Raw genomic sequence first — 25665 nt, forward strand, 5'->3', positions numbered from 1 at the left:
AATTCGTTATGCTTTTTGCTCTTCCGTCTCGGCGGTTGCAGATGGCGTTTCGCCCGAAGTAGCTTCGGTAGTTTCTTCAACTTCCGTCGTTTCTTCCGCTTTTTCCTCAAAGGCTTCCGGCAGGTTTTTCCGCAGAATGGTATACCAGCCAATCATTTTCTTGACGTCCGACATATGCACCCGGTCACGGTCGTATTCCGGCACCACTTCGCCGATAAACTCCGCCAGTTCAGCATTTGAAGCCGATCTGGGCGTAATCGGCAAGGTGTCTTCGTATTTTTCGTAGATGGCCAGAAACACATCCGCCAGGGGCTTCGATTGTTCCTCGTCGTCGGTATAAATCGAGATGTCTTTCAGCACCGATACACGTGCCGTCGGCCCGATCATGGTTTTCTCCTTCTTTTCGTCGAGCGACTCCACAATCACGCCAGTCCGGCTGGGTTTCATGATTCGGTATAAGCCGCTTTTTCCGGCAATATTTGCAATTTCTTTCAGCGCTTCCATGCTGCTTGTTTAATGGGTAACGGTCGATTTGATTTGGTTATTGCCAATTTTCCTAAAAACTGAGGGGCAAAGATAGGGCTAATCGCGCTTCGCCTTCATTTCTTGGTAAAATTCCTTGTTCAGTTGGTCGATGTAGTCCAGAATTTCCTCTTTGCCCCGGCTGCTGACGGCTGACGACACAAACATCGGCGGCAATTCGTCCCAGGTTTGCTTCAGCGTCTGACTATATTTTTTTACCATCTGCGCAATGGCGTTCGTGCTGCTTTTTTCGTTTTTCGTGAAAATAATCACAAAGGGCAGTCCGCGTTCGCCCATTTTCGCCATAAACTCCAGATCGATCCGCTGCGGGTCGATCCGGCCATCGACCAGCACAAACGTACAGATCAGATTCGGGCGTTCGGTGAGGTAGGCATCGATCATTTTCTCCCACTTTTCCCGCTCCCGCTGGGGTGCTTTCGCAAAACCGTAGCCCGGCAAATCGACCAGATACCAATCCGTATTGATGAGAAAATGGTTGATCAATTGCGTTTTCCCGGGCGTCTGCGAGGTTTTAGCCAGTTTGTGCCGGGTGGTCAGCATGTTGATGAGCGACGACTTTCCGACGTTCGAGCGACCGATGAAAGCGTATTCCGGTTTGTCCGGCTTCGGGCAACGGGTCGGGTCGGAGTTACTAATTATAAACTCAGCTTGTTTTACTTCCATAGTGGTTCAGAGAACAAGTTTAAAAACCGTCTTCCAGCCGCAAAGTTCGTAAAGAATTGAGAAGAGTACTATTCTATCCCCACATTGCATCGATCACACCGGCTTATAAATCGATATTTTTGCTTAAAATTGTACTACGAATGGGACCATTTTCCGAAATTGGGAAACCAATTAGAATCCATTCGTCGTTACTCTTTCATCTGAACGAACCGCATACCGAATTATGAAACCTACAAGTTTGCTATCCGGCCTTGTTGCCCTGGCGCTGGTTTTGAATGCCTGCAACACCACCAGCACGAAATCGGAAGGAGAAAAACCGGCCGTTAGCGAAAGTGCAACTCCGGCTGCGACTGAAACTGAAACCCCTCCAGCGGAGGCTACGGCCAGTGCAGAACCGGGCATTCAATTTACGGATGCCGCCTGGAAAACACACCTGGCCAAGGCGAAAGCCGAGAACAAACTGGTTTTTCTGGATGCCTACACCAGTTGGTGCGGTCCCTGCAAAATGCTGCAAAAAAACGTCTTTACCCAGCAGACCGTCGGCGATTTTTTCAACAAAGAATTTATCAACGTGAAGGTTGATATGGAAAAAGGCGAAGGCCCGGATTTGGCGCTGCAATACCCATTGGAAGGCTATCCGACCCTGTTTTTCATCGATGGTGACGGCAAAGTTGTCAAGAAAGTGCTGGGATATATTTCACCGGAAGAGTTATTGGCCATTGGCAAGGGGGTGAAAGGCGGAAATGCGCTTTAACCGCGCAAACTCGTTGAACCCCAAAAAGCCGCAACGGATTTCGTTTGCTGCTTTTTTTACCGGTCAAGTTGACTAAACCCGTTTTAAATCAGGCGGTAATGCATGGCAAGATCCTTCATAACCACCACATTATCGACCTTCAACTTGTCAAAAATCCGGGCTTTGTGCGTGCCAACGGTCGACGTGTGAATGTTGAGCGTATCGGCAATGTAGCTGACGGATTTCCCTTTCACCAGATGATAGGCAATTTCCAGTTCCCGGTTCGATAACCGTCCAAAGGGGTCCAGTTCCTGGCTAAAATGGCTATCTTCCCCCATCTGATCCATCAGTTCGGAACAGACATAAAGCTTTCCAAATAAAATACGGTGAACCGCTTTCAGAATTTCCGAATCTTCAGCCTGTTTGCTGATGTATCCCTTCACGCCCAGTTGCAGATACCGTTTGGCAAAAGCGTATTCGGTCATGATGGTGAAAATCATGATCGGTAGCTCCGGGGCTGTGCTTCGGATGTTCTGGAGCAGGCTGAACGTATCGGTATTGGGCATGTTGATGTCCGTCACCATCAGGTGGTAGGTATTGTCCATGATTTTCCCGAAAGCCACACTGCCGTTTTTGGCCTCGTCGACCTCGATAGCGCCGTACTGCTCCTTCAAAAGCAGACGAATGCCCGAACGCACGATAGAATGATCATCCACTAGCAGGATCCTGTACATCGTTTTTTCGATCTAGTTCTTTCCATCCGTCAGATAAGCTATTTCCACAGTTTCTTCTACGCACGAGACCACCTTGTTGATTTGTTCACGGGTCAAATTAGAACCTGAAGGCAAACACAAACCCGTTTCAAAGAGTCGATCAGATACGCCGGTTCCGTAGTAGGGCAACCCGGCAAAAACAGGTTGCTGGTGCATCGGTTTCCATAAAGGCCGCGCTTCAATCCGCTTTTCGGCCAATGCCAGTCGAATATCCTCACAGGTAATCCCCCCTGACAAATCCGGATCAACCGTGATGCAGGTTAACCAGCGGTTTGAAAAACAGGGGTCGGGTTCGGGCTGGAAAGCAAAGCCTGGCAGCTTGCTTAAATGCTCAAAATAGTATGCGTAGTTCGCGCGTCGCTGCGCTACCCGGTCAGACAGAATCTTCAATTGCCCCCGTCCGATTCCGGCACAGACGTTGCTGATTCGGTAGTTGTAGCCAATAAACGAATGCTGGTAGTAAGGGGCCGGATCACGTGCCTGCGTAGCCAGAAACCGTGCCTTTTTAATTAGAGCTTCATCATCCGACAGCAACGCTCCTCCCCCCGATGTCGTAATGATTTTGTTCCCGTTGAATGACAAAACCGCCAGCTTTCCAAAGCTACCACAAGCCCTTTTTTTGTATGTTGAACCAAATGATTCGGCCGCATCTTCAACCAATGGCACCTCATATTGGTGGCATATTTTGAGCAACGCATCGAGTTTGGCCGGCATACCATACAGGTGAACCGCGATGACGGCTTTGGGGCGTTTCCCCTGCGCCAAACGCTCTTTCAGTGCCATTTCGAGCGCGTCCGGGCACATGTTCCAGGTATCGGCTTCACTATCAATAAACACGGGGGTAGCTCCCTGATAGACAATCGGATTCGCACTGGCCGCAAAGGTAAACGACTGGCAGATCACTTCATCGCCGGGGCCTACCCCCAGTAAGACGAGTGACAAATGCAAAGCTGATGTTCCGGACGACAACGCGGCAGCGTGGGCCACTCCGGTTTCGATGCACAGTTCCTGCTCGAACGCATCGATGTGTGGGCCAACGGGTGCGATCCAGTTAGCGGCAAAAGCTTCCTGAACATACTGGAGTTCGAGGTCACCAAGGTGGGGGGATGAAAGATAGATTTCAGGGATCATAGAGGTCTGTTATTTTTAATAACCTGGGCTGGATTGCCAACAACAACTGCATAATCAGGAACCGGGCGGGTAACGACAGAACCCGCTCCAACGACAGCCCATTTACCAATGGTCAGATTGGGACAGATCACTGCGCCAGCCCCGATAAAGGCACCGAGATCTACCCGAATGCCCCCGCATAAAATCGCACCCGGAGCGATATGAACGAAATTACCCACCGTACAATCATGATCGACGGATGCGCCGGTATTGATAATGACATGATCACCGATCAGGGTATCCGCCTGTAGTATAGATCCATGCAGCACAACACTACCTTCTCCCGGTCTTACCCCCGGATCAATCTGCGCCGACGGATGAACGGTGATTCCATACGAATGATGAATTTGCTGAGCAAGCCTGTATCGAATGGTGTTATCACCAATGGCAATTATCAACGGCTCATTGATCTTATAATCAGCCTGGTAAGGACCTATCACGGAAATAGTCGACAGTTCCTTTTTGCCTACATCGTCATCAAAAATGGCTTCGACACCTATTTTGTTGACCTGCAAACACCTGATGATTACCTTGGCATGGCCACTGGCTCCATACAATAACATGCTAGCTCGCTCCTTTAAATTTTTCCATGGTAACTGACGAAGCCGACGAAATACCGTCTGACTTTAATACTTTCTGAATAGTCATTGCCATGATTTTACAATCCAGCCCAAAGGATCGATTGCTCACATACCATACGTCGTATTCAAATTTTTTTTCCCACGATATGGTATTTCGGCCATTCACCTGCGCCCAACCCGTAATACCAGGCCGAACGCTATGCCGTTTGCGCTGATGATCGGTATACAGTGGCAGGTATTCAACCAGCAACGGGCGGGGACCAATCAGGCTCATTTCACCCTTCAGAACATTCCAGAGCTGTGGCAATTCGTCGAGGGATGTCTTACGAACCAGTCGGCCAATCGGCGTCAGGCGCTCGGCATCGGGCAACAAGCGACCATCCGGAGCACACCGGTCGTTCATCGTTTTGAATTTAACCAACCAAAAAATCCGCTCGTTTCGGCCCGGACGGGCCTGAATAAAAAATGGATTTCCGCCATTAGCCAGTGCCAACGCAGACACCAGCAAAACCAGCACAGGCAGCAGGGCCAGCAGGGCTATCGCCGATATGCTGATATCAATGAGACGCTTAACTGCTTTTAAGTACATTTCCAATACGTTGTCAATTGTGAGCCGCTGCTGCTTTTCCATTTAACTGGTTTTGCGTAGTGCCAACCGTTGAACGCAAATCGGTCGGCCAGGCACACACCACGGCTCAGCGAGTTCGCCTGACTTCGTGAGGTAGATGCAAAAGCAGTTTTTCATGGCTAAATAAGACGTTTTTCGACCATCAATCGCTTGTATTCGATCAACCACTGCTGCCAAATCCATTGCTGGTCAAACCGTTCGACCATCAATTCACGCGCCTTCCGGCTGAATTTCTGACGCAGGTCGGCATCTTCATACAACCGTTTCATGGCCAGATAAAGAGACTCTTCATCCTTGGGTGGCACAATTAGTCCGTTTACCTCCCGGGTTATGATCTCGTTGCACCCGTTGATATCCGTTACAATCATGGGTAATTCCATGCAGGCCGCCTGCATGGGAACGTTGGGGAATCCTTCCCGGTAACTGGGAAAAACCAGCGCATTGGCCATTGCCAAATAAGGCCTTACATCTGGCTGAAAACCGGTTACGATAATATCCTCCCGATTTTTCAGCAGGTGTTCCGAACCGGGCGAAATGGGGTCCAGGTCCGACTCAAACGGCCCAACCAACACCAACCGAATGTCCGGACAGGTGGTTGATAACCGTATGTAGGCCTGTATCAACTCATCAATGCCTTTTTGTCTGACCATACGTCCTACGTAGAGCCAAACAAACGTCTTCGATTGCATACCCCATTGATCCCGAAGTGCCTGAGCTTGCTCTAGCAACCCATCCGTTCGGCGAAAGTGATTGCTGTCGATACCGTTGCTACTTCCGCATCCGATTACCTTTAATTTTTGAGAATTTGTATAAATAGCCTTTTCTATGTAGGCTCGCAACGCCATTGAATTGGGGTAGACCCCCGTTGAACAAGCGTATGTAAGTTGCTCTACCCTGATCAATACCTGTTTTAGAACCCCCTCACGTTCCATGAGAGGCAGCCCGGCAACAGTATGAAGCCGGATGGGTACTCCCGCGAACCAGCCAGCCAGCATTCCGATCAGACCGGCTTTAGGAGTATGCGTGTGAATAATGTCCGGACGCAGCCGCCGAAGCAGCCTATAAGCTACCCACAAAGCTCTCAGGTCCTGCAAGGGTGTAAACCGGCGCGTCATGGGCACTATATAGTGCGGACAGCCTTCCTGCTGTTCCAACGCCTGGATAGTAGTTCCATCGGCACTGCTCATCCAGACGGTAAATCCATGCAATTTCATATACCGCATCTGTCCCCGGATCAGACTCTGGAGCGAAACCGGAACGGTTGTCATCCGCATCAGCTTAGCCATTTCTTGCAATTTTTCGGTACCAGACTTCCATTGCAAACAGAGAATACAGCATTTTAGCCCGCTTTTCAGCCGGGAATTTTGTCGGTTGCCCAATCAGCCTGGTGATAAAGTCCCGCCGGACATAGCGATCCACAATCTGCGGTTGAACGAGGTAATCATACACTACGCTTTTCAACTCGTTGTCTATCCATTGTTTAAGAGGAACTTCAAACCCTCTTTTTGGTTGATCAATCAATTTTTGAGGCAAATATTTTTGGGCCAGTTGACGCAGCAAATACTTTGTTGTGGTACCGTGAATCTTTAATGAATCCGGCAAGGTGGGTGCTAGCTCTACTAAGTCTTTGGCCAGAAAAGGACTTCGCCCTTCGAGCGAATGCGCCATCGTGGCAATGTCCATTTTTATCAGTAAATCTCCCGGCAGGATAGCCTGAAAGTCGGCTATCTGGATTTGCTGTAAGGCGCTTAAGCCCGATGCCTGCAAGCCAGCGAGGGAGTTGGCTAAATCGGTAAGCGGAATGGGCTGACAGAAGGCGTCCGTGTAATTTTCAAAAACATCGGTCGTAGCCGAAAGATAACGCTCAAGGCCTGATTTTCGGGCCATATCCAACATGCGGTATGCAAAGTTATACCGACTTTTCTTGTCTTTTGGATAAGGTAACGAACGATAAAGTACATTGGCACCCCGCTTCACGATTCCGGGGAAATTATTAAAGTCAAATCGAGCGGCTGGCACATAACGCCGGTAACCACCGAAAAGCTCGTCGGCTCCATCACCATTCAAAATGACGGTCAGGTGCTGTTTAGCGGCCTGCGCCACATAATAACTTGGAATGGCCGAACTATCCATGAACGGTTCTCCATACCCGGCAATAATGTGTTCAATGTCGTCCTGGAGCCGCCCGAATGAGAGTTGTACTTCCGTATGCCGGGTTTGGTAGCGATCGGCAACCAACCGTGCCAACGGGGCTTCATCATACTCGCCATTAGCGAACGATACGGTGAACGACCGAATACCGGGTTTGAATTGAGCTGCCATTGCAGTGACTAATCCGCTGTCGATTCCTCCGCTCAGAAAGACGCCTACTTCCAGATCAGAACTATCGATCCGTCGGCGAACGGCCTCCTGCAAGCAGGTGTCTACATTTTCAAGTGCCTCAGCTTCCGGAATAGAGTGCATCTGACGCGCGAAATCCATAATAGTCCACCACGATGATACCGTTACGGTCATCGTGCGGCAATTAATTTCAGCGAAGTGACCAGCCGGTAGCTCTGTAACCCCCACATAGGGCGTTTCCTGACCATATAGAAATCCAACCCGCAGAAAACGAGCCAGAGTCAGCTCATTTATCGAAAGGGGGAGATAAGCCGACAAGGCATTCAACTCCGAACTGAATGCCAATTGATGGCTATTCTGGTAGAGATAAAGCGGTTTTTCACCTGCCCGGTCGCGAGCCAGCAGCAAAGTATGCGTCTTGTCGTTATAGAGCGCAAACGCAAACATGCCGTCCAGTTCATCCAGCATCCGCAAGCCAATACGCTCGTATAAATAAAGCAACGTTTCCGTATCCGATGAAGACTGACAGTTCAGGTTATACCGCTGACGTAACTGTTTATGGTTGTAAATTTCTCCATTAAAAACGATGGTATAAATACCGTGAGTCATTGGCTGGCGCCCACCCGGTGACAAATCCTGGATCGCCAAACGGGCATGAAACAGGTAAATATTATCCTTCCGCCACTCCCGTTGTTCATCCGGTCCCCGATGCAATAGGCTGTCCCCCAGATGCGCTGGTGAATCGTGGGGCCAGTTAACGGTTCCGAATATGCCGCACATAGAAACGAAATGGTTTTAGGTAAGCTGATCTCAGCTAGCTACCTTCTGAAAAAATCCAGCTAGCAAAGTAATTTCCTACGATTGCTACTGTAAAATAGGCCCATACCGAAGAAAGCAACGCATCACCCGCACATTCTCCGGGCGAAATCATCGTTTCACCCCGTTATTTCTTGCACAGTCGCGTTCGAATACCAATTGTACGTTTTTAGTAGTCCTTCTTTCAGTGAGATTTTAGATTGATATGAAAGTATTGTCCGACTTTTGCATAAATCGGCAAGGCTATCCCGAACATCGCCTTTGCGCGCTTCTACGTGCAAAGGACTCAATTCTTTCTGGCCAATGGTACAGAGCTCATTCCAAAGCTGATTCAGTGAAATCCGTTCACCGACGGCGACGTTAAAAATCTCATTGTATGTTAATACATTGTTGACTAGCATGGCAAGCACATTGGCTTGAACGGCATTTTCTACAAAGGTAAAATCGCGGGTCTGTTCGCCATCGCCGTGAATGACAGGAGCGGTATTTTCCTTGACGGCTTGCATAAATAATGGGATTACCGCAGCATAAGGACCATTTGGGCTTTGACGGGGTCCAAATATATTGAAATACCGCAGGCCAATGGTTTCCATTTCATAGATCTTTCCGAATACCCGTGCATACTGCTCATTAGCGGCCTTCGTAACTGCATAAGGCGAAAGCGGCCAGCCGATTTGATGTTCTGCTTTGGGAAGTGCCGGGCTATCGCCATACACAGAACTTGATGAAGCATAAACAAATCGGCGAATTCCGGCGTCTCGTGCTGCAATCAGCATATTCAAAAAACCGGTTACATTGACTTGGTGTGTACGCATGGGGTCTTTAATAGAACGTGGGACCGAGCCAAGTGCAGCCTGATGCGAAATATGAGTAATGCCTTCACAGGCGAGTCGACAGGCGTGGGCATCGGTAATATCCCCTTCCAGTAACTCAAAAGCCGGATGAGTTGTAAACTCATCCAGATTACTCTTAAAACCTGTACTGAAATTATCGAATACACGGACTTTGCCGGCGTTGTGCTTTAGCAAATACTCAACCAGATTTGATCCAATAAAACCGGCTCCTCCAGTTATTAAAAATGCGTATTCGCTCAATGAGCTCTCGTGATAGGCGGTTTTATACATTTTTTACAGTCGTTCGTCGGCGATACCGGCTTTTATACATTTTTTGAACGAAATTATATGCTTGCGCAAGCAATTTATTCGCACTTAAATAAAGCACTCTTCGATAAAAATTAAAGAAATCGGCACGGTGAACGTTTGAACAAGGGGATAATTCCGGTTCATGGTGTAGGTGTCAGACTCCGTTGAATCGATTGATTGAGTTTTTTTTGGGCATCCTGCAGTTCCGATGTAGTCAATGCTTTGCTCCTACGACGCAACAACCAATCTTCATTATTAAAAAGGTTAAAGAGTATATAAAGCCCGTCTTTTATATAAGTCATAAGGAAAGCAAGCAGTGTATTCCAGTAACCAAGTTGTTTACTGTATTTTTTGAGAAGTGTACGTACGGCCTGCGATGTTTGTAAATATTTTTTAGTGTAAGGGATCCCTAATTCTCTGTAAAACAGAAGCGAATCTGTAATTACGTGAAACTTTGCTATTTCAATAGTTGATAACCACAATTCCATGTCTTGTCCCCTGAAATTCGTGGGATTATAAGGGTGTTTCAAGAACCAGCTCTTTCTAGCCATAACTGTGGGGTGTGCAATAGGGACTCCTGATATGGCTCCTTTAATTGTAATTGGCAAATTTGTACTACCCCTCATTCCAAACACCTTATTATGTTTATCAATAGTATAAATGAACGAACTTACAACATCGACTTCTGGATGTTTGCCAAAATAGTCAATTTGGACCTGTAGACGCTTATCCACCATAATGTCGTCTGCATCCATCCGAGCAATTAGCAAGCCATGTGCTAACTGAGAAATTTGGTTCAGACGGATCGGCAAGCCAAGATTAAGTCCATCAGAAATAACTTTTATCCGGGCATCGCTGAACGACCGGGCAATACCAACCGAGCCATCCGTCGACCCATCATCAACAACAAGTAGTTCCCAATCTCTGAACGTTTGGTTCAAGACCGACTGTATGGCATCGGCCAAATAGGGAGCCGCGTTGTAAACCGGTAAGCCGACAGTAACCATAGCCATAGAATCACCTCATCCTGTTTAAAGTTGAATCCAGCCCGGATAAACCAGTTCATCCGACTTGATAAAAGTACCACGGTCATACACCCAATTCTTTGGAACAATGACCACTTTATTTATATGCTTGCTCAACCACGCAGCCCACCAGCTAAATGTGCTGTTGGGTATGATAAAATGATGGCAAAGCGTCATCAGTTGCAAATACGTTCCGGCCCGTTCACCTGCATACTCATCTCCTACATAAACCGTAGGTCCATCAAAACGAAGATGGGTGCGGCACCAATCAATATCGTCGGAGAACACATAGAAAGCGGGATCGGTTACATACGCCCGAATCATTCGCTCGGCCTGCTGGTAATAATCGGTCTGAATAATATTATGACGCGAATTTGTCACAAAGTCACTCCGCCGTACGTGAACACAAACCGATTTTTTTGCCCGGATATTTTCCGCCAGTTCATTTGCGAACGGAGGAATGGGATTTGCAAACTGTAATTCGGCCCTCAATTCATTTTCTATGGTTCGGAAATACTGAACAGATTGCCAATAACCGCTTAAATACAGATCCTTTCCTGCCTGCCCGATCCGGATATCCTGCCGAAATGGTGTTCGCTCTTCTATATACCGTAGTGGACCCAACTGAATAGTTTGATTCAAAAACCGTTTCACGATCCGCACGGGCAAAGAACCACTGGTTCCATACCTTTGCGAAATGAATGAAATAGCCTCGACAGGATGAACAGAGAGTAAATCAAGGTCAAAATTTCTATAAACTATATTCTGCCCTGTTACTTTTCGATTCATCAAGAATTGCCGATCGACAACCAGGTCGGTTTGGTGCTGGTGCGCAAGGCTTCTGCCCAACGCATATTGAAATAATTGATTGCCCAAACCACCTTTCATTTCAACAACAATCATAAGGGTATTAATTTTTCAGCGCAGACTGTACATCTTTTCTTAGATGATTGGCCCTAATAAACATTCTTATGACAAGTAATTCGATAATAAGAATGAATCCATTTATCCTGATTAATTCGTTATTCATAAATGAAATGGCAATAGCATAATTAATAAAACAGTAATATGAAACATATACTATATCCTTCGTTGCATTAGCTTTACTATGAACGTAAGCAGCAATAGCACCAAAAGAAATCGCAGAGAAAAAGACACCTGCCACACCCATATCTAGAGTTGCAGCGTCCAGATACGTATAGACGTTGGTGTGAGGAACGTAGGTATACTCTCGTATTAAGGGCGGATAACGGTCAATCAATCCTATTTTTTTCAACGTATAATTAATAAAATCAATACTATACAAATCACTGTCATAAAAAGATTTATCGGGATACTCACCATTTAATATCGTTTCATAGGCCTTCACACCTCCAAACAAGTATAACTTGACATTATCCAATAACTCCTGGTCAATTCCTGTTACCAGCATTGTAACTAATATAATAGGAGATACAAGGTAAATAGTTATCAAATAATAACTTTTATTTGATAACTTGAAGTAAATACTACTGGAAGTGAGTATAGTAATCGCCCATGATAATATTGGAGCTCTTGTCAGTGTAACCACACACGTAAACAGACCAATAAAACAGACAACTAATAAAATAAATCGACTGATAATCCTTTCTTTATATCCCAGCATGGCAAGAGGGATGTAAATAATAAAGCATTTTGCAAATAGTTGATAAAAAACAGTTGATTGTTCATCTAACAACTGCCTTCCTTCTACACGCAATGCAATTAATCCAAGTTTGAAAAAATTCACTCCTCCAAGTAATGTGTACAAAGAAATAATATTGACCAGTAAGCTTGTAAACACTAAAATGGCTAATATTAATTTCAACCTGTTTTTAATTGAAGTAAAATCGGCACTAGTATATTTTCTATTTTCCTGAATAAAAAAAGAAGGAATCAGGAACAAAATCCACGAGCAATATACTATAAATAAACTTGAAATTTTAACATGATAAATTGGCCCTGAAAGTTGAGACCCTAAAATTAAGAGAAACCATAGTAAAGAGTAAATTTCAATATACCCCATATTGGTTACTCTTTTTTTTAGTATGTAAATAATTCCCCAGATGGAGAGCAAGAATATTATATTTAGTAAAAATACGACCATCACTCTCTTTATAAATTGATAAAACGAATTCTTATTGATTTTACAAAGAACTCAAAAAGACGCATTTTCCTGATAATTCTTAAACAAATATTTGAATAGTTGTGATACTTTTTTAATAGATAAGCTTCACTATCGATAAAAAAGTTAAAAGATTTTTTACTCAACTTTCCACGCTGGTTCCCCGTCGTTGCACCTTGAATATGAGGAACAATGACACCACCGTGTAATAAGCATATTCTGCCTTCCCTGCGAATCTGTTCACCTAAAACGATTTCCTCCAAATACAAAAATGTCCCTTCATCCAATAGTCCGATGTGGTGAAGAAAATCACTTCTTATCATAAAAACAGCACCGTTTATACTTTCAACAGGGTATATATTTTCGCTATAAGGAACTAAATCACGGTATATAAAATGATGATGCCATTGTCTGGCAAATGGTAACCGGCGCAAAATTGGGCTATGGCAAATTACCAGCCAGCCAGGTGACAGGATTCTTCTCACCTGAATCTGAAAGCGAACGGGTACAGAATTTGAAGTAGTGTGGACCAGGGGTGAAATGGCTACGGCCTGAGACTGGTTTGTTAATGCTGTGCTCAGTGTTTTAATAGTACCCGGTTCTGTCAGAAAAGCATCACTATTGATAAATAAATAGTAATCAGGATCAGGCAAATTTTCTATTCGGCCACAGCCGCGATTATTACCAGCAGCAAAACCTGCATTATTTTCAAATCTTATTAAGTTAACTGAAGCAGGCAATTTTAACTTTATTTCTTGGTAGCATTCCTCTAGTGACCCATTATCAACTACCACAATATTGAAATTTGATTCATTTTGTCGGAGCACATAATCAACACATTGCAGCGTAAGCTCTACGGTGTTGTAGTTTAATATAATTACTCTAATTACCATAAGAAGTTGATAAATATTATAAATAAGTATGAAATATAGGTCACTACTACATGCAAATACCTTTGAGATTGGTGACGTTTCAACTCTGGGTTAATAAAGCACAATAGTACATCACTGGCTATGTACCAACTATAGGACATAGAAGCTGAAATAAATGCGATGCAAGTCAATGATACCATATTTAATACCAGCAGCCATATTGCACCTGCTATCATGCCAAAAACCGGTATTGATAATGCTAAAAAAAAATGCTGCTTCTGCAAAACCTTGAACATATTAAATTGAATTAGCTGTATCAATACATAGGGAGCGATTGAACCTGCCAAATACGTCAGATATAGCATCGAATCAGAATAAGCTGGGATTATTTTAGTAGCAATCCACTGCAAGGGAAGTATACTAATTAACAGAACAGAAAATAAAATAGAAACAGATTTCACCGATTTATTATAATATATTTCAATAGAATTACGGCTATATGCCATTTTTTGCATTAAAAAATTACTTACTGATACGACCAGAGTCAAAACAACATTTAGCAGCGCCGAAGCAAATGCATAATACCCAAAGTCAGTTGCAGGATAATAGCTTGAGATAAGTAATTTGTCAATATTTTGAAATCCTAGAAAAACAAGACCAGTAAGCAAGATGGGAAATCCCACGCCAACCGACTTTCTGAAAGCGTAGAAGAATTTCTTAAAGTGAAAATCGCGCCTGTCTAACATGGGGCTTTGCTCTATCTCCCGGGATAACAGATACAACATGGGGATTGCCACCGCCACTAATTGGATATTACTGAGTAGAATGAGATCGAGTGTTGCCAGATACCCAGCTCGGTAAAATATAATCCCAAGGCAAAACACAATTTGCCCAAACAAGGTCAATACGACACCGTGGTAGAATTTCTGGGCACGATTGAAGAACGATTGAATCAAACCGATGCTGTTTTGTAATAAAATTTGATTCGCCAAACAAATTTCATGTATTGAAAAAGTCTTAATCTGAGGAAATAGCTGGCTGTGCAATACAAAAATAACAATACCGTAAAGTGCGGTTTGTTGAATTAAAAAATATACAAAATCGCGTTTGGCCGATTTCTGCCAGTTTGATCGGTCGCTAAAAAGCCACTGAATGTTGATCCCGTCGGCAAATCCAAAATGGAAAAAACCGGAAAATGATGCGATCATCAGAAATAGACGCCACGCCCCGTATTGATCTGGGGTAACCTGTTCAGCCAAAAGATAATTAATGAATAACGTAACAAGAATACTAAGCCCTGTCAGGGCGATTAATTTGACAGGTGTTATATCCCGATTCGATAACGCTATTTTTCTTACAATCCCAGCAAGCACGAGTTCTTTCTTTACAACCGGCTATCCACTTTATCCTTGTCCAACAATCCCTTCAGATCATACATAACCGTTTTCTCGGTTCGTAAAGCCGGGTAATCCAGTTCCCGGAACGGTTCATGCGCCACCGCCATGACAATGCCGTCGTAACAGCCGTCAGGCTGGCTGATCAGCCGGAAACCGTACTCTTTTTCAACCTCATCGGCATTGGCCCACGGATCGTGTACTTCGACCTGAATGCCGTACTCGACCAACTCCCGGTAAATATCGATGACCCGTGAGTTGCGAATGTCGGGGCAGTTTTCCTTGAAAGTAATACCTAACAACAAAACGCGCGAACCGTTGATCGTATGCCCTTTCCGAATCATGAGTTTGACCAGTTTGCTGGCGACAAACACGCCCATGTTGTCATTGATGCGTCGTCCGGACAAAATTACCTGCGGGTAGTACCCCAGGCTTTCAGCCTTGTGAGCCAGATAATACGGGTCTACTCCAATGCAGTGCCCTCCTACCAGGCCCGGTTTGAATTTCAGAAAATTCCATTTCGTTCCGGCGGCTTCCAGAACCTCCAGGGTATCGATTCCCATTCGATCAAACATCAGCGCCAATTCATTGACAAACGAAATGTTGACATCGCGCTGGGCATTCTCAATGGCCTTGCTGGCTTCGGCCACCTTGATCGACGTTGCCCTGTGTGTGCCCGCCTGGATAATCGATGCGTATAATTGATCCACGAAAAGGGCGATTTCCGGCGTCGAACCGGAGGTGACTTTCCGGATGGTGGTTAGCGTATGAACTTTGTCGCCCGGATTGATCCGTTCCGGTGAATAACCGCAATAAAAGTCGACGTTGTAGACCAGCCCGGAGCCTTTTTCAAGAACCGGCACGCATTCTTCTTCCGTACAACCCGGATAAACCGTCGATTCATAAATGACCAAATCTCCTTTTTTCAGCACCTTTCCAAGGTCGCGTGTGGCACCCAGCAACGGTCTTAAATCTGGTTTTTTATAGGCATCGACGGGGGTTGGAACTGTAACGATATAGACCGTACAGCCGGCAATGTCGTCCAGGCTGGACGAAAACCGCAGGCGGTTCGTTTGCCGGAGTGTCGTTTCATCCGTCTCCCGGGTTCGGTCGTAACCGCCATGTAGTTCGTCGATCCTGCGCCCATCGATGTCATACCCGACAACATCGTATCGTTTACCAAATTCCAGTGCCAGTGGTAAGCCCACGTACCCTAAACCAACAATTGCAATGCGTACCGAATCCATGATTTTATAGTCTCGCTTATCTTTTTATTGACAGAGATTGCCAATCTATATGCCGTACCAGTGCAATCCCTATACCAAAAAGCCCACCCATCAAAACCGCCATCAACACCATGATGGTCCGGCGCGGTTCACTCCGTTTGGTCGGAACCTGGGCAGGTTCCAGCATTTTCAAAATAGGGGTCTCTTCCTGTATTTTAATTCGGGTTTGTTCATATTGCTGGGTAATGGTGCTGTATAAGCCCTGCGCTAATTCAAACTCTGCCTGCAAACGGCGCTCTTCAATGGTTCCAATCTCCGTTACCATATACCGATGCTGGTCCTTGTAAGCCGACAGATGAACCATTGCCCGGTCATACCGTTGCTTGGCTTCCCGAAATCGTCCCGAAAGAAATTTCAGATCGGAACGGGTTTTTTCAGTCCGGTACTGAATCACATAGCGGGTCAAATAATCGATTGCCAGTTGACTGACCTGAGCCGCAACTTCGGCATCCGGCATTTTTACCCGAATAATGATAACGCCGGACTGCTTATCTAAATCGGATAAAATGCGCTCCTTCGTGTCTTTGATTAACTGCTCCTGGTCCCGCGTCAGACGCAACGCCTGCCGGTCGTCGGTCGACAGAGGAACCGTTAACGGCTTCCTGTCAAAAAACCGATCAGTCCACGAAAATGATTCCTGAGTCAGGAAAGCAGCCAGGCTGGCATATTTACTTTTTTTAACCGTTGTGATGGGCTGATTCAGCAAATATAAAATGAAAGGAGTACTTTTCAGCACATCCGGATAGAGGTCCGGCCGAATGGCTTCCGTATTACTAACCCCTTCCAGGTTGATCCCCGCTAATTCTGCCAGGGCTCCAAACCGCTTTAAATTCAAAGCCGACCGGGCTTGCAATTCCGGCATCACCCGCACTTCCGATGTGTATTCAAACGGACTCAGCAAGGCTATGATTACCCCAGCAATCCCAAATAAAAAAGCGATAAGCAGAACAGCGGTCTTTTGGTGCCATACCGCAACCAAAGCCCACTCAGGATCCAGATGTGAAGGTTGCCGGACATGCTGAGCCTCGATCGGCGGCAAAGTTATATACTTTTTCATTAAAATAGCCGGATAATGGTCAGCACCACCGCTGCCAGTGAGGTAATGCCCGTCATCACGGCCACCCGCTCGGGGGCCGACAGTTTGCTCTCCGATCTGGGCGGTCTAACTGGAACAATGATGTCCATTCCGGGCTCGACGTCAGGGTAAAACCGCAGCCCCAGAAACTCTTTGGTCCGTTTCACTTTTCCATTCGCGTAGACGACATACACCTTTTTGCGGAACGCTTTGGACGTGAAGCCCCCTGAGCCGCTGATGTACGATTTGATGGACTTGGACTGATTGAAATCAATAACGGCCGGATTGAGCACTTCGCCCCGTATGCGTACCAGTTCTGTTTTTCTTGGAATATGAATCGAATCCCCTTTCAGCAGGAGCAGATTCCCGGTATCAGAAGGTTTTTTCATAATTTCCTGAATATCGACCGACACAAGCTCTCCATTGCGAACAAACCGGGTTGCTTTCAGATACGCTTCCGGACGAAGCCCCCCGGCGCGGGCAATCAATTCCGTAATGCGCTCCGATTTGTCCCGAATCGGATACTGGCCCGGATAAGGAACTTCACCGGTAATGGTGACGGATTTCTGAAATTCATACCGGGGAAATGTTCGTACAAACACCTCATCGAACGGAAAAAGCACAAACCGGGCATCTGCTTCGGTGAGCTTGAGTTGATCGTTCAGTTCAAACTGAAAAAGCCGGATACTCTGGTTACCGGGCAGGTCGCTGGTGTCTTTCCGCACCCGCCGGGCAATTTCGATCCGGGTGGCCGTTGCGCCATCGGAAAAACCACCCGCCAGAATAATCAGGCTGGCGACACTCATGCTGTCGGCATAATCAAACACGCTGGGTTTGTTGACAGCGCCATGAATACGCACGGTTCTGTGCTCCCTTAAATCGCTGTAAGAGGCCACCGAAACCACGTCTTCCCGCTGAAGGCTGATGTCATTCATTTCTCCGCGCATCAGTTTACCCAAATCAACCGCGATGAGTTCGGGGTCCAGATTGTGCCGCAGCCGACGGATCGTTGCCCGGTTCAGAAACGCATCTTCCCGCAATCCCTCAGCGGTGGCCAGCAATTGCCGCACAGTGGGACTGTTTTGCAACGCGTACACCCCGGGCCGAAATACCGCTCCGTTGATCGTCACCCGGTTTTCGTAGCGATCGAGGATGGCCCCCACCGAATATACATCACCGCGCTGGGGCACGAAAGACGGTATGTCAGCGGAGGATATGGTCACAATTTGCCGTTCTTTGGCCGTATTCCGCTGCAACGTCAATGAAGCCACGTAGGCCTTATCAGTGAAACCGCCGGCGAAAGCCAGCACATTTTTCAATAATTCTCCGTTCCGAACCTCATATAGAGCTGGCTGCTTGACTTCGCCCGTCAGCTCGATCCGCGTATCATAGTGGTTTACGTAAACAATATCCTGGTCCTGAAGCCTGATGTTATCTTTTTGATCGGCACGAAGTAAAAAGTCGTATACATCCAGCGTACGGATCAGCCGGTTCCCCCGGTAAACGCGAATGTCACGAAACGAACCCCGATCAGGGTCAGGCCCCCCGGCTACATAAAGCGCGTTGAATACCGTTGCCAGCGAAGACAGGGTATAGGTTCCGGGTTGCACGACCTGTCCGAGCAGCGTCACTTTAATACTTCGGATACTTCCCAGAGCAATGGTTGCAAAAACGCCACTTCCTTTGGCATTCAAACCGGAGTAGAGTTGACGCAGCCGTCCGACAATTCGTTGTTCGGCTTGCTCGATGGTCAATCCATTGACATAAACCGGGCTTAAATTTTCTAATTTGATGGCACCCTCAGGGCTGACTTTGACCCGGTAGTTTTGCTGAGCATTCCCATATACGTCGATGATCAGCTCATCTTCCGGACCAAGCTGGTAGTTTCTCGGCGTAGGAATCCGCAGATTGGGTTCAAAGGTCAGATTAGCGGACGAAAACAGACCGGCTCCAAAAACCGGTGGTTTATGTCTGGCGGTAGTGTCTTCACGCAAAGCAGAACCTGCTGGGCTGAGACCTGCCTTATCGAGCTGTTCACGACCAATTTGAGCCGGCGTTGAGGCCGTATAAGCCGGTGTATGATCCAGCGCGTCGATGCGCTCGCGCATTTTTTTTACATCCGTCGGGGTGTATCCGTGCGACGCGGCCAATTGCTCAATCTGGGATTCGGATAGACCGCTGTTCTTCGCTTGACTGACAAACTGGCGAACCTGCTCATCCGTCAATTCGCTTACCTTTTGCGCAAAGGCTGGCGTTGTACTGGTGAATAAATGAAATAAAATAAACAGGCCCATCGTCTGGCCCAATACGCTACGTTTCTTCGTACCGGTTAAATGCACGTTATGAATAATTGAATGACTGAAATACTGCACCAAAGAAAAAAGGCGAAGATTAAAATTCGGAAATAAACGCTAATCAACTCATTGTAAAGAGGATAGCATCGGAAAGAGTACCGGTTTCTCTCCCGATTTATTCTCCCTTGCGACTACCTTTCATAACCGACTCTATTGAGACGCAAAAAGCCCCGAAAGGTTACACCTTCGGGGCTTTTTTTATTGTTTTTTTAAACGAATCCTTACGGAACCAGGCGCAATTCAACCCGGCGGTTTTTCGTCAGACCGGCACGGGAATTGTCGCCGATCGGTTTGAACGATCCGAAGTAGTCGATGATAATGCGGTTGGCATCATTCAGACCCTGTTTCACCAGGTAGTTCTTGACGGCTTCAACACGACGGCGCGACAGCGCGATGTTGTACCGGTCAGAAGCACGGCGGTCAGCATGACCCGACAGTTGCAGGCGGCATTGCGTTTTGTTCAGCAATTCAACCACTTTGTTCAGCATGTCGTAGTACTGCGGCTTGATGATGTTTTTGTCGGTGTCGAAAGCTACGTTGGTCAGGATCTCGGCACAGGCAATACCCGGCAGAGCAGCACTTACGTATTTATCGAAGTCGATGGCTTCACCCGCACCGGAAACGATGCTACCAGCCGGGGTGTTGGGCTGACGGTCGAAGTAATCCGAAACACCGTCATTATCCGTATCCATCAACAAACGGGGATCAATGTCTTTAGGCCGGTTGGCTTTCGCTACCGAGTCGATTTGCTCCAGCGTCAGGATGACCGGCGGCTTGATCAGGTTGCGAGGATCGGTCCAGCGGAGGTGATACGTACCTTTGGTCGTATCGTACTCGTATTTTCCGTTCACTTTCTGAACCTTGATCGCGTTTTTGCCTAATTTGTAGGTAACCGATACGGCTGCATATCCCCACTTGTCCAGGTTCGACTCTCCTTTGCGTTCGAAAGCGTTGTCAAATTGTCCGCGGGTGCCGAACTGATCGAAATAGCTGGAGCTGTTTCCCCCGATGGTGGCATCGAGCCGGTCGGTGTTGACGTTTGAAAACCGGAAGTCCAGACCCACATCGAAACGGGAGCTCACTTCGTAGTTAACGGCCAGACCAACAGGAATCACCCAGTCTTTTTCGTATTTGGCCTCACGCAGGATGCCATCGCCATTGTTGGTTTTGGTCCAGCGACGTACGCGGCCGGTTCCTAATTCGTAGGCGGTTGATTTGAAGAACATCACCCCGATACCCGTGTAGGCATCAACCTTCCAGCGCTTCATTTTATTGATACCAAACAACAGACTTTTCAGGTTCACACTTCCCGTCAGGTCGGTTTGGATGAAGTTTGATCGAAAATAAGAATAATACAACCGGCGCTTCATACCGACTAAATTACCAAACTGCCCATCGAGCTGGAGGCCAAACAGGTGAGACAACTGCTTCCCGACGGCTACGCCAAAGAACGCCGACTTACGTTCGTCGTAGCTGTCAAATCCGGTTTTCGAAACCGGATAGAAGTCATATTCCCTCAGGTCTCCAAAGAATTGAGTGGGTCCGCCCATGACAGAAACTGACCAGGTGTTCAGTTTTGCAGGGCCTTCATACGAGGCTTTCGGGTTATACTGGGCACTGGCACCTGTCGCTGCCAGAAGAGCCAGTCCCATTGCCCTTACGAACAGGGATACTTTTTTCATACTTATCAGGTTATTGTTTGACAGTTAATAAACCATTGAGTGTGGTGAAACAACTTGTGTCGGTTACTTTAGCCGGTCGTTTTATGCAACTTTCAACGCTTTGCCGCAAAACTATAGATTTTCGCTTAGTTTACAAACAAGACACTGGTAGTTTACAAACAAGTTACCGTCCGCTTTGTTCAATTCATACGGTTTCGTTTTACCGGCACAAGAAAAACAGGATTTGGCTACCATCAAAGGCGTTGCATCAGTTTTTTTGTCATATTTGCTTTCCATTTCACGAAATTACCGGTATTGATCTCCTGCCGGGCCTCTTTCACTAACCATAAATAAAAGGTAAGGTTTTGAAGACTCGCAATTTGTGCCCCTAAAATTTCTTCGGACCTGATTAAGTGCCTTAAATACGCTTTAGAGTAACATGTTCCGGCATACCCGCCCAGCTCCGCGTCGATCGGGCTAAAATCATCTTTCCACCGTTCATTCTTGATGTTGATGATGCCCTGGGTGGTAAATACGACCCCGTGCCGGGCATTCCGCGTGGGCATCACACAGTCGAACATATCGATGCCCAGCGCGATGGCTTCCAGGATGTTTTCGGGCGTTCCGACCCCCATCAAATACCGGGGTTTATCAGACGGCAGAATGGCGTTGACCTGCTCGATGGTCGTATACATTTCCTCCGCCGGTTCGCCCACTGCCAGCCCGCCGATGGCGTTTCCGTCCCGTTGTTGTTCGGCCACAAATTCGGCCGACTGCTGCCGGAGATCCTTGTACGTACTGCCCTGAACGATAGGAAATAAGGTTTGCTGATAGCCATATTTTCCTTCCGTAGCGTCAAACCGCGCGATGCAGCGGGTCAGCCAGCGGTGGGTCATTTCCATCGACGCCCGGGCGTAGCCATATTCGCACGGATACGGTGTGCATTCATCGAACGCCATGATGATGTCGGCCCCAATGATCCGTTGAATATCCATGACGCCCTCCGGCGTAAACACATGTTTGGAACCGTCGATGTGCGACTTGAACGTGACGCCTTCTTCTTTTATTTTCCGGGTGTTGGACAATGAATACACCTGATACCCTCCGCTGTCGGTCAGAATCGGACGCTCCCAGCCGTTAAACCGGTGCAGTCCACCGGCTTTCTCCAGAATGTCAAGGCCAGGGCGCAAATACAAATGGTAGGTGTTTCCCAGAATAATCTCCGCCTTCACATCTGCCACCAATTCGCGCTGGTGAACCGCTTTCACCGTTCCAGCCGTTCCAACGGGCATAAAAATGGGCGTTTCGATCAACCCGTGGTCGGTGGTGATGAGTCCCGTTCGCGCCTTTGAGTGGGGGTCGGTTGCCTGTAGGGTAAATTGCATGATGGGTCGCTTTACGATCTTTTGCCTGCAAAGGTGGAAAGTCCGGCGACCAAAATCAAAATATGTATATTTGCCACCGTATTTCAATTTGGCCTTGCTGCCCTTTATTCCCGTCGTTTCGTGGTCTTTATCGTGCTGGTTGTGTGTTTATTATCCGTAGGCATACAACTTCTTTATATTCTTGGTATTTTTTCCCGACTGGCTTTCTACTCCGACCCGGACGAAAGCGGGTCGCCGGACGGTGCGGCTTCCCTCAAACTGCTGGCCAGCCCACCGCCCGCCGATCCGCCGGTGAGCATCATCGTGTGTGCGTGGAATGAACTGGAAAACCTGCGGACACTTCTGCCCCTGCTCGATGACCAGATCTATCCGGATTTCGAAGTGCTGGTGATGGACGACCGGTCGAGCGACGGCACGAAAGAGTTTCTGGAAAAATCGGCCGACCGCTTCGAGCACGTCCGGGTCATCCGGATCGACCGGGAACATGATCATGTGACACCCAAAAAATACGCCCTGACCACCGGCATTCGCAGTGCCGCCCACGACCTCATTCTGCTGACCGATGCCGACTGCCAACCGGCGGGCGACTACTGGCTCGCGGGCATGGTGACACAAATGGACCAGCCGAACAAAGAAATTGTGCTGGGTTTTGGTCCCTACAAACGCCGGAAAAAGCACGGCTGGATCAACCGGCTCATCCGCTACGAAACCCTGTTTACGGCGGTTCAGTACCTCTCGATGGCGCTGGCAGGATTGCCGTATATGGGCGTGGGGCGAAATCTGATGTACCGGCGGCAATTATTTTTGGAAAACAAGGGGTTTTATTCGCACATCCGGGTGTTGGGGGGCGACGACGATTTGTTTATCAACGAAGTGGCCACCGCCCGAAACGTTGCAATTAGTGTACATCCGGCTACCTTTACGTATTCGAAGCCGAAGGAGACGTTTGCCGAATGGTGGCACCAGAAACAGCGGCATTTGTCGGTGGGTAAGCATTACAAAGCCCGCAACAAGTTGCTGCTGGGACTTTTGTCGCTCTCCCATGTGCTGACCTGGCTAACGGGTCCCGTCATCGGTTTGATCACCTTGATTACGGTTTTGAATACCGGTTTGTCCGGTATGCTAAGCCAGCACGACGGCCAATTGCTGCTCATCGCCAGCGGGTTGTTTGGATTCCGGCTGCTGGTTTTCTGGGCCATCGTCGGGCGGATCAGCTACCGGCTGGGCCATACTGTCGACTGGATGGCCATACCGGTTCTGGATCTGACGATGGGATTTTATTACGGCATCATGGGGGTTGTCACCCTGCGACCACGGCGTAAAAACCGCATTATGAAGTGGAAATGAACCTTAAAGAAAGAATGCTAAATGTAAACGGGGCCGCCCGCGCGGTGATGAATGTAAAATGTAAAAGGGTTTACTAATCCCGCACTTTTACATTTAGCATTCATCACCGCGCGGGCGGCCCCGTTTACATTTAGCATTCCCGTCATTTATCTACCATTTTGGACCTGATTAAAAAATACTTTCCCGACTTAAGCGCGCGGCAACTGGAGCAGTTTGCGGCTTTGGATGATTTGTACCGGCACTGGAACGCCCAGATCAACGTCATCTCGCGGCAGGACATCGACTCGCTGTATGAGAAACACGTGCTGCATTCGCTCGGCATTGCCAAAGTCATCCAGTTTGTACCCGGCACCGAAATTCTGGACGTTGGCACGGGGGGCGGTTTTCCGGGAATTCCGCTGGCGATTTTGTTTCCGCTCGTCGATTTTCATCTGGTCGACAGCATCGGCAAAAAAATCAAAGTAGTGACGGAAATCAGTTCGGCGCTGGGCCTGACCAACGTGAAGGCGGAGCAGGCCCGGGTGGAGCACCTGGAATCTACGTATGATTTTGTGGTCAGCCGGGCAGTGACGCGCCTGCAACCGTTTCTGGGCTGGGTGCGCTACAAGATTCTGAAAACCGGCAACAATAAACTTCGGAATGGGGTTTTGTACCTGAAAGGCGGGGATGTCAGCGAAGAACTGGCCGAAGTGCAGGAGAAGCACCGGATTTACGAATTATCCACGTATTTTGACGAACCGTTTTTCGAAACCAAGAAGGTCATTTATCTACCCAAATAATCGTTCAACAGTTGGGGGGCTCCCAACGCAAAGGCTATGGCACAAGTTTTCAAATCCAGCGGTTTCAAAGATCCCATCAACCGCGACGTTGTTGAATTCAACGACAAGGGGGTAACATTCCGCGTCAACAAGTTGATTGGCGGCACCGACAGTTTTGTTTTTTACGGCGACATTTCGGGCGTAGAGATCGACAACGGGCTGTTTTTCTCTACGATCCGGATCATTCCGCGGGCCCGGCCCGAAATTATCATCAAGAATTTCACGCGGGGTGACGCCCGCCAGATCAAGGAGTTAATTCTGACGCGGGTGCCGACCCTGGGCTCTTCAGCGGTCTAAAGCGAAAGTTCTTGCAGATTTTTGCAGAAAATGTTTGCAAGAGTTCTTCCGGCCACTTACTTTTGCACCCACAAAACACTCCCGAATAGCTCAGTCGGTTAGAGCATCTGACTGTTAATCAGAGGGTCGCTGGTTCGAGCCCAGCTTCGGGAGCCTTGTAAATCAAGCACTTACATTAATTTGTAAGTGCTTTTTTTATGGCGGTTGCAATACAAGGGATCAACGGATCAAGAACAAAAGTTGGATCAAGTACAAAAGTTGTGGAGGGCGTAGGATTTTTTTAGGTTTGTGTTTTTAATCAAACCTGACCGTCTTGGAGAGTTTCTTACCTTTAGTCGAATACCTGTTACCTGATTTTATCGTAGCCTATTATGAACTGACCCGTGTCGAGAAGTCTTCGGATCTGCTTCATGTTTATCTGGAAGAGAAAAACTACCCGGAGTCCGATCCCGCTAAAGCATTTCTTTTATCGAAGGGTTTCTTACCTGAAATTACCATCCAGGACTTCCCCATCCGTGATAAACGGGTTTTTCTTCATATTAAACGTCGTCGCTGGCCACCGTGGCGCGGCTCAATACCCAGACCGGTCACATCCAGCAAAGAGATTGGTCACAGGTAG

At 47.4% G+C, this 25665-nt stretch carries 24 protein-coding genes and 1 tRNA gene; 6 read left to right on the forward strand and 19 right to left on the reverse strand.

Annotated elements, in window-relative coordinates:
• Positions 1 to 6: 6 nt before the first annotated feature.
• Together ACO064_RS09925 and yihA are read right to left on the reverse strand one after the other, a co-directional pair.
• Positions 7 to 504, reverse strand: a complete 498-nt coding sequence (locus tag ACO064_RS09925) for a DUF5606 domain-containing protein (RefSeq protein ID WP_421827222.1) — start codon at positions 502 to 504, stop codon at positions 7 to 9.
• A 78-nt stretch (positions 505 to 582) separates the two neighbouring features.
• Positions 583 to 1206: a ribosome biogenesis GTP-binding protein YihA/YsxC gene (gene yihA, locus ACO064_RS09930; RefSeq protein ID WP_421827223.1), complete on the reverse strand. Its 624-nt coding sequence runs from the start codon at positions 1204 to 1206 to the stop codon at positions 583 to 585.
• Between the two features lie 223 nt (positions 1207 to 1429).
• Here yihA and ACO064_RS09935 point away from each other — a divergent pair, with 223 nt between their 5' ends.
• Positions 1430 to 1960 (forward strand): thioredoxin family protein, encoded by a 531-nt coding sequence (locus ACO064_RS09935; protein ID WP_421827224.1) that lies wholly within the window; start codon positions 1430 to 1432, stop codon positions 1958 to 1960.
• A gap of 83 nt (positions 1961 to 2043) precedes the next feature.
• Here ACO064_RS09935 and ACO064_RS09940 read toward each other — a convergent pair whose 3' ends face one another.
• The 17 genes from ACO064_RS09940 to tgt all read right to left on the reverse strand — a co-directional run bounded on the left by ACO064_RS09940 (position 2044) and on the right by tgt (position 22584).
• A complete protein-coding gene (locus ACO064_RS09940; protein ID WP_421827225.1) occupies positions 2044 to 2673 on the reverse strand; it encodes a response regulator in 630 nt (209 codons plus the stop codon).
• 12 nt (positions 2674 to 2685) lie between these two features.
• The gene (locus ACO064_RS09945; RefSeq protein ID WP_421827226.1) at positions 2686 to 3843 is read right to left on the reverse strand and encodes a DegT/DnrJ/EryC1/StrS family aminotransferase; all 1158 of its coding nucleotides are present in this window, start codon (positions 3841 to 3843) and stop codon (positions 2686 to 2688) included.
• Positions 3840 to 4445 (reverse strand): acetyltransferase, encoded by a 606-nt coding sequence (locus tag ACO064_RS09950; protein ID WP_421827227.1) that lies wholly within the window; start codon positions 4443 to 4445, stop codon positions 3840 to 3842. The genes ACO064_RS09945 and ACO064_RS09950 overlap by 4 nt, the downstream gene beginning before the upstream one ends.
• A 1-nt stretch (position 4446) precedes the next feature.
• Positions 4447 to 5094, reverse strand: coding sequence for a sugar transferase (locus tag ACO064_RS09955; protein WP_421827228.1), 648 nt, complete (start codon positions 5092 to 5094; stop codon positions 4447 to 4449).
• A gap of 116 nt (positions 5095 to 5210) precedes the next feature.
• Complete coding sequence (locus tag ACO064_RS09960) at positions 5211 to 6377, reverse strand: glycosyltransferase family 4 protein (protein ID WP_421827229.1); 1167 nt, start codon at positions 6375 to 6377, stop codon at positions 5211 to 5213.
• A complete protein-coding gene (gene asnB / locus ACO064_RS09965) occupies positions 6370 to 8211 on the reverse strand; it encodes an asparagine synthase (glutamine-hydrolyzing) (RefSeq protein WP_421827230.1) in 1842 nt (613 codons plus the stop codon). The genes ACO064_RS09960 and asnB overlap by 8 nt, the downstream gene beginning before the upstream one ends.
• 155 nt (positions 8212 to 8366) lie before the next feature.
• A complete protein-coding gene (locus tag ACO064_RS09970) occupies positions 8367 to 9371 on the reverse strand; it encodes an SDR family oxidoreductase (RefSeq protein ID WP_421827231.1) in 1005 nt (334 codons plus the stop codon).
• 158 nt (positions 9372 to 9529) lie between these two features.
• Positions 9530 to 10402 (reverse strand): glycosyltransferase family 2 protein, encoded by an 873-nt coding sequence (locus ACO064_RS09975; RefSeq protein ID WP_421827232.1) that lies wholly within the window; start codon positions 10400 to 10402, stop codon positions 9530 to 9532.
• 18 nt (positions 10403 to 10420) lie between these two features.
• Entirely contained in the window at positions 10421 to 11317 is an 897-nt protein-coding gene (locus tag ACO064_RS09980; protein ID WP_421827233.1) for an alpha-1,2-fucosyltransferase, read from the reverse strand.
• Positions 11318 to 11324: 7 nt separating this feature from the next.
• On the reverse strand, positions 11325 to 12509 hold the full coding sequence (locus tag ACO064_RS09985; protein WP_421827234.1) for an O-antigen polymerase: 1185 nt from the start codon (positions 12507 to 12509) through the stop codon (positions 11325 to 11327).
• A 38-nt stretch (positions 12510 to 12547) separates the two neighbouring features.
• Entirely contained in the window at positions 12548 to 13450 is a 903-nt protein-coding gene (locus tag ACO064_RS09990; RefSeq protein ID WP_421827235.1) for a glycosyltransferase family 2 protein, read from the reverse strand.
• Complete coding sequence (locus ACO064_RS09995) at positions 13444 to 14802, reverse strand: hypothetical protein (protein ID WP_421827236.1); 1359 nt, start codon at positions 14800 to 14802, stop codon at positions 13444 to 13446. Before ACO064_RS09995 ends, ACO064_RS09990 begins: the two co-directional genes overlap by 7 nt.
• Before the next feature lie 11 nt (positions 14803 to 14813).
• Entirely contained in the window at positions 14814 to 16070 is a 1257-nt protein-coding gene (locus ACO064_RS10000) for a nucleotide sugar dehydrogenase (RefSeq protein WP_421827237.1), read from the reverse strand.
• A gap of 16 nt (positions 16071 to 16086) precedes the next feature.
• Positions 16087 to 17166, reverse strand: coding sequence for a GNVR domain-containing protein (locus ACO064_RS10005; RefSeq protein WP_421827238.1), 1080 nt, complete (start codon positions 17164 to 17166; stop codon positions 16087 to 16089).
• The gene (locus tag ACO064_RS10010; protein WP_421827239.1) at positions 17166 to 19523 is read right to left on the reverse strand and encodes an SLBB domain-containing protein; all 2358 of its coding nucleotides are present in this window, start codon (positions 19521 to 19523) and stop codon (positions 17166 to 17168) included. Before ACO064_RS10010 ends, ACO064_RS10005 begins: the two co-directional genes overlap by 1 nt.
• Positions 19524 to 19759: 236 nt before the next feature.
• Positions 19760 to 21220, reverse strand: coding sequence for an OmpA family protein (locus ACO064_RS10015; RefSeq protein ID WP_421827240.1), 1461 nt, complete (start codon positions 21218 to 21220; stop codon positions 19760 to 19762).
• Positions 21221 to 21453: 233 nt separating this feature from the next.
• Complete coding sequence (gene tgt, locus ACO064_RS10020) at positions 21454 to 22584, reverse strand: tRNA guanosine(34) transglycosylase Tgt (RefSeq protein WP_421827241.1); 1131 nt, start codon at positions 22582 to 22584, stop codon at positions 21454 to 21456.
• Between the two features lie 141 nt (positions 22585 to 22725).
• On the opposite strand from tgt, the gene ACO064_RS10025 reads away from it, so the two are divergent.
• From ACO064_RS10025 to ACO064_RS10045, 5 genes are all read left to right on the forward strand, one after another.
• Entirely contained in the window at positions 22726 to 23931 is a 1206-nt protein-coding gene (locus tag ACO064_RS10025) for a glycosyltransferase (RefSeq protein WP_421827242.1), read from the forward strand.
• 158 nt (positions 23932 to 24089) lie between these two features.
• Positions 24090 to 24710 (forward strand): 16S rRNA (guanine(527)-N(7))-methyltransferase RsmG, encoded by a 621-nt coding sequence (rsmG, locus tag ACO064_RS10030; protein WP_421827243.1) that lies wholly within the window; start codon positions 24090 to 24092, stop codon positions 24708 to 24710.
• Between the two features lie 36 nt (positions 24711 to 24746).
• The gene (locus ACO064_RS10035) at positions 24747 to 25046 is read left to right on the forward strand and encodes a hypothetical protein (protein WP_421827244.1); all 300 of its coding nucleotides are present in this window, start codon (positions 24747 to 24749) and stop codon (positions 25044 to 25046) included.
• A gap of 79 nt (positions 25047 to 25125) precedes the next feature.
• Positions 25126 to 25199, forward strand: a tRNA-Asn gene (locus ACO064_RS10040).
• Between the two features lie 160 nt (positions 25200 to 25359).
• Positions 25360 to 25665 carry an ISAon1 family transposase N-terminal region protein gene (locus ACO064_RS10045; protein ID WP_421825547.1) on the forward strand — a complete coding sequence of 102 codons (306 nt, stop codon included), beginning with the start codon at positions 25360 to 25362 and terminating at the stop codon, positions 25663 to 25665.

The organism is Larkinella sp., assembly GCF_965227735.1.
GTDB lineage: Bacteria > Bacteroidota > Bacteroidia > Cytophagales > Spirosomataceae > Larkinella.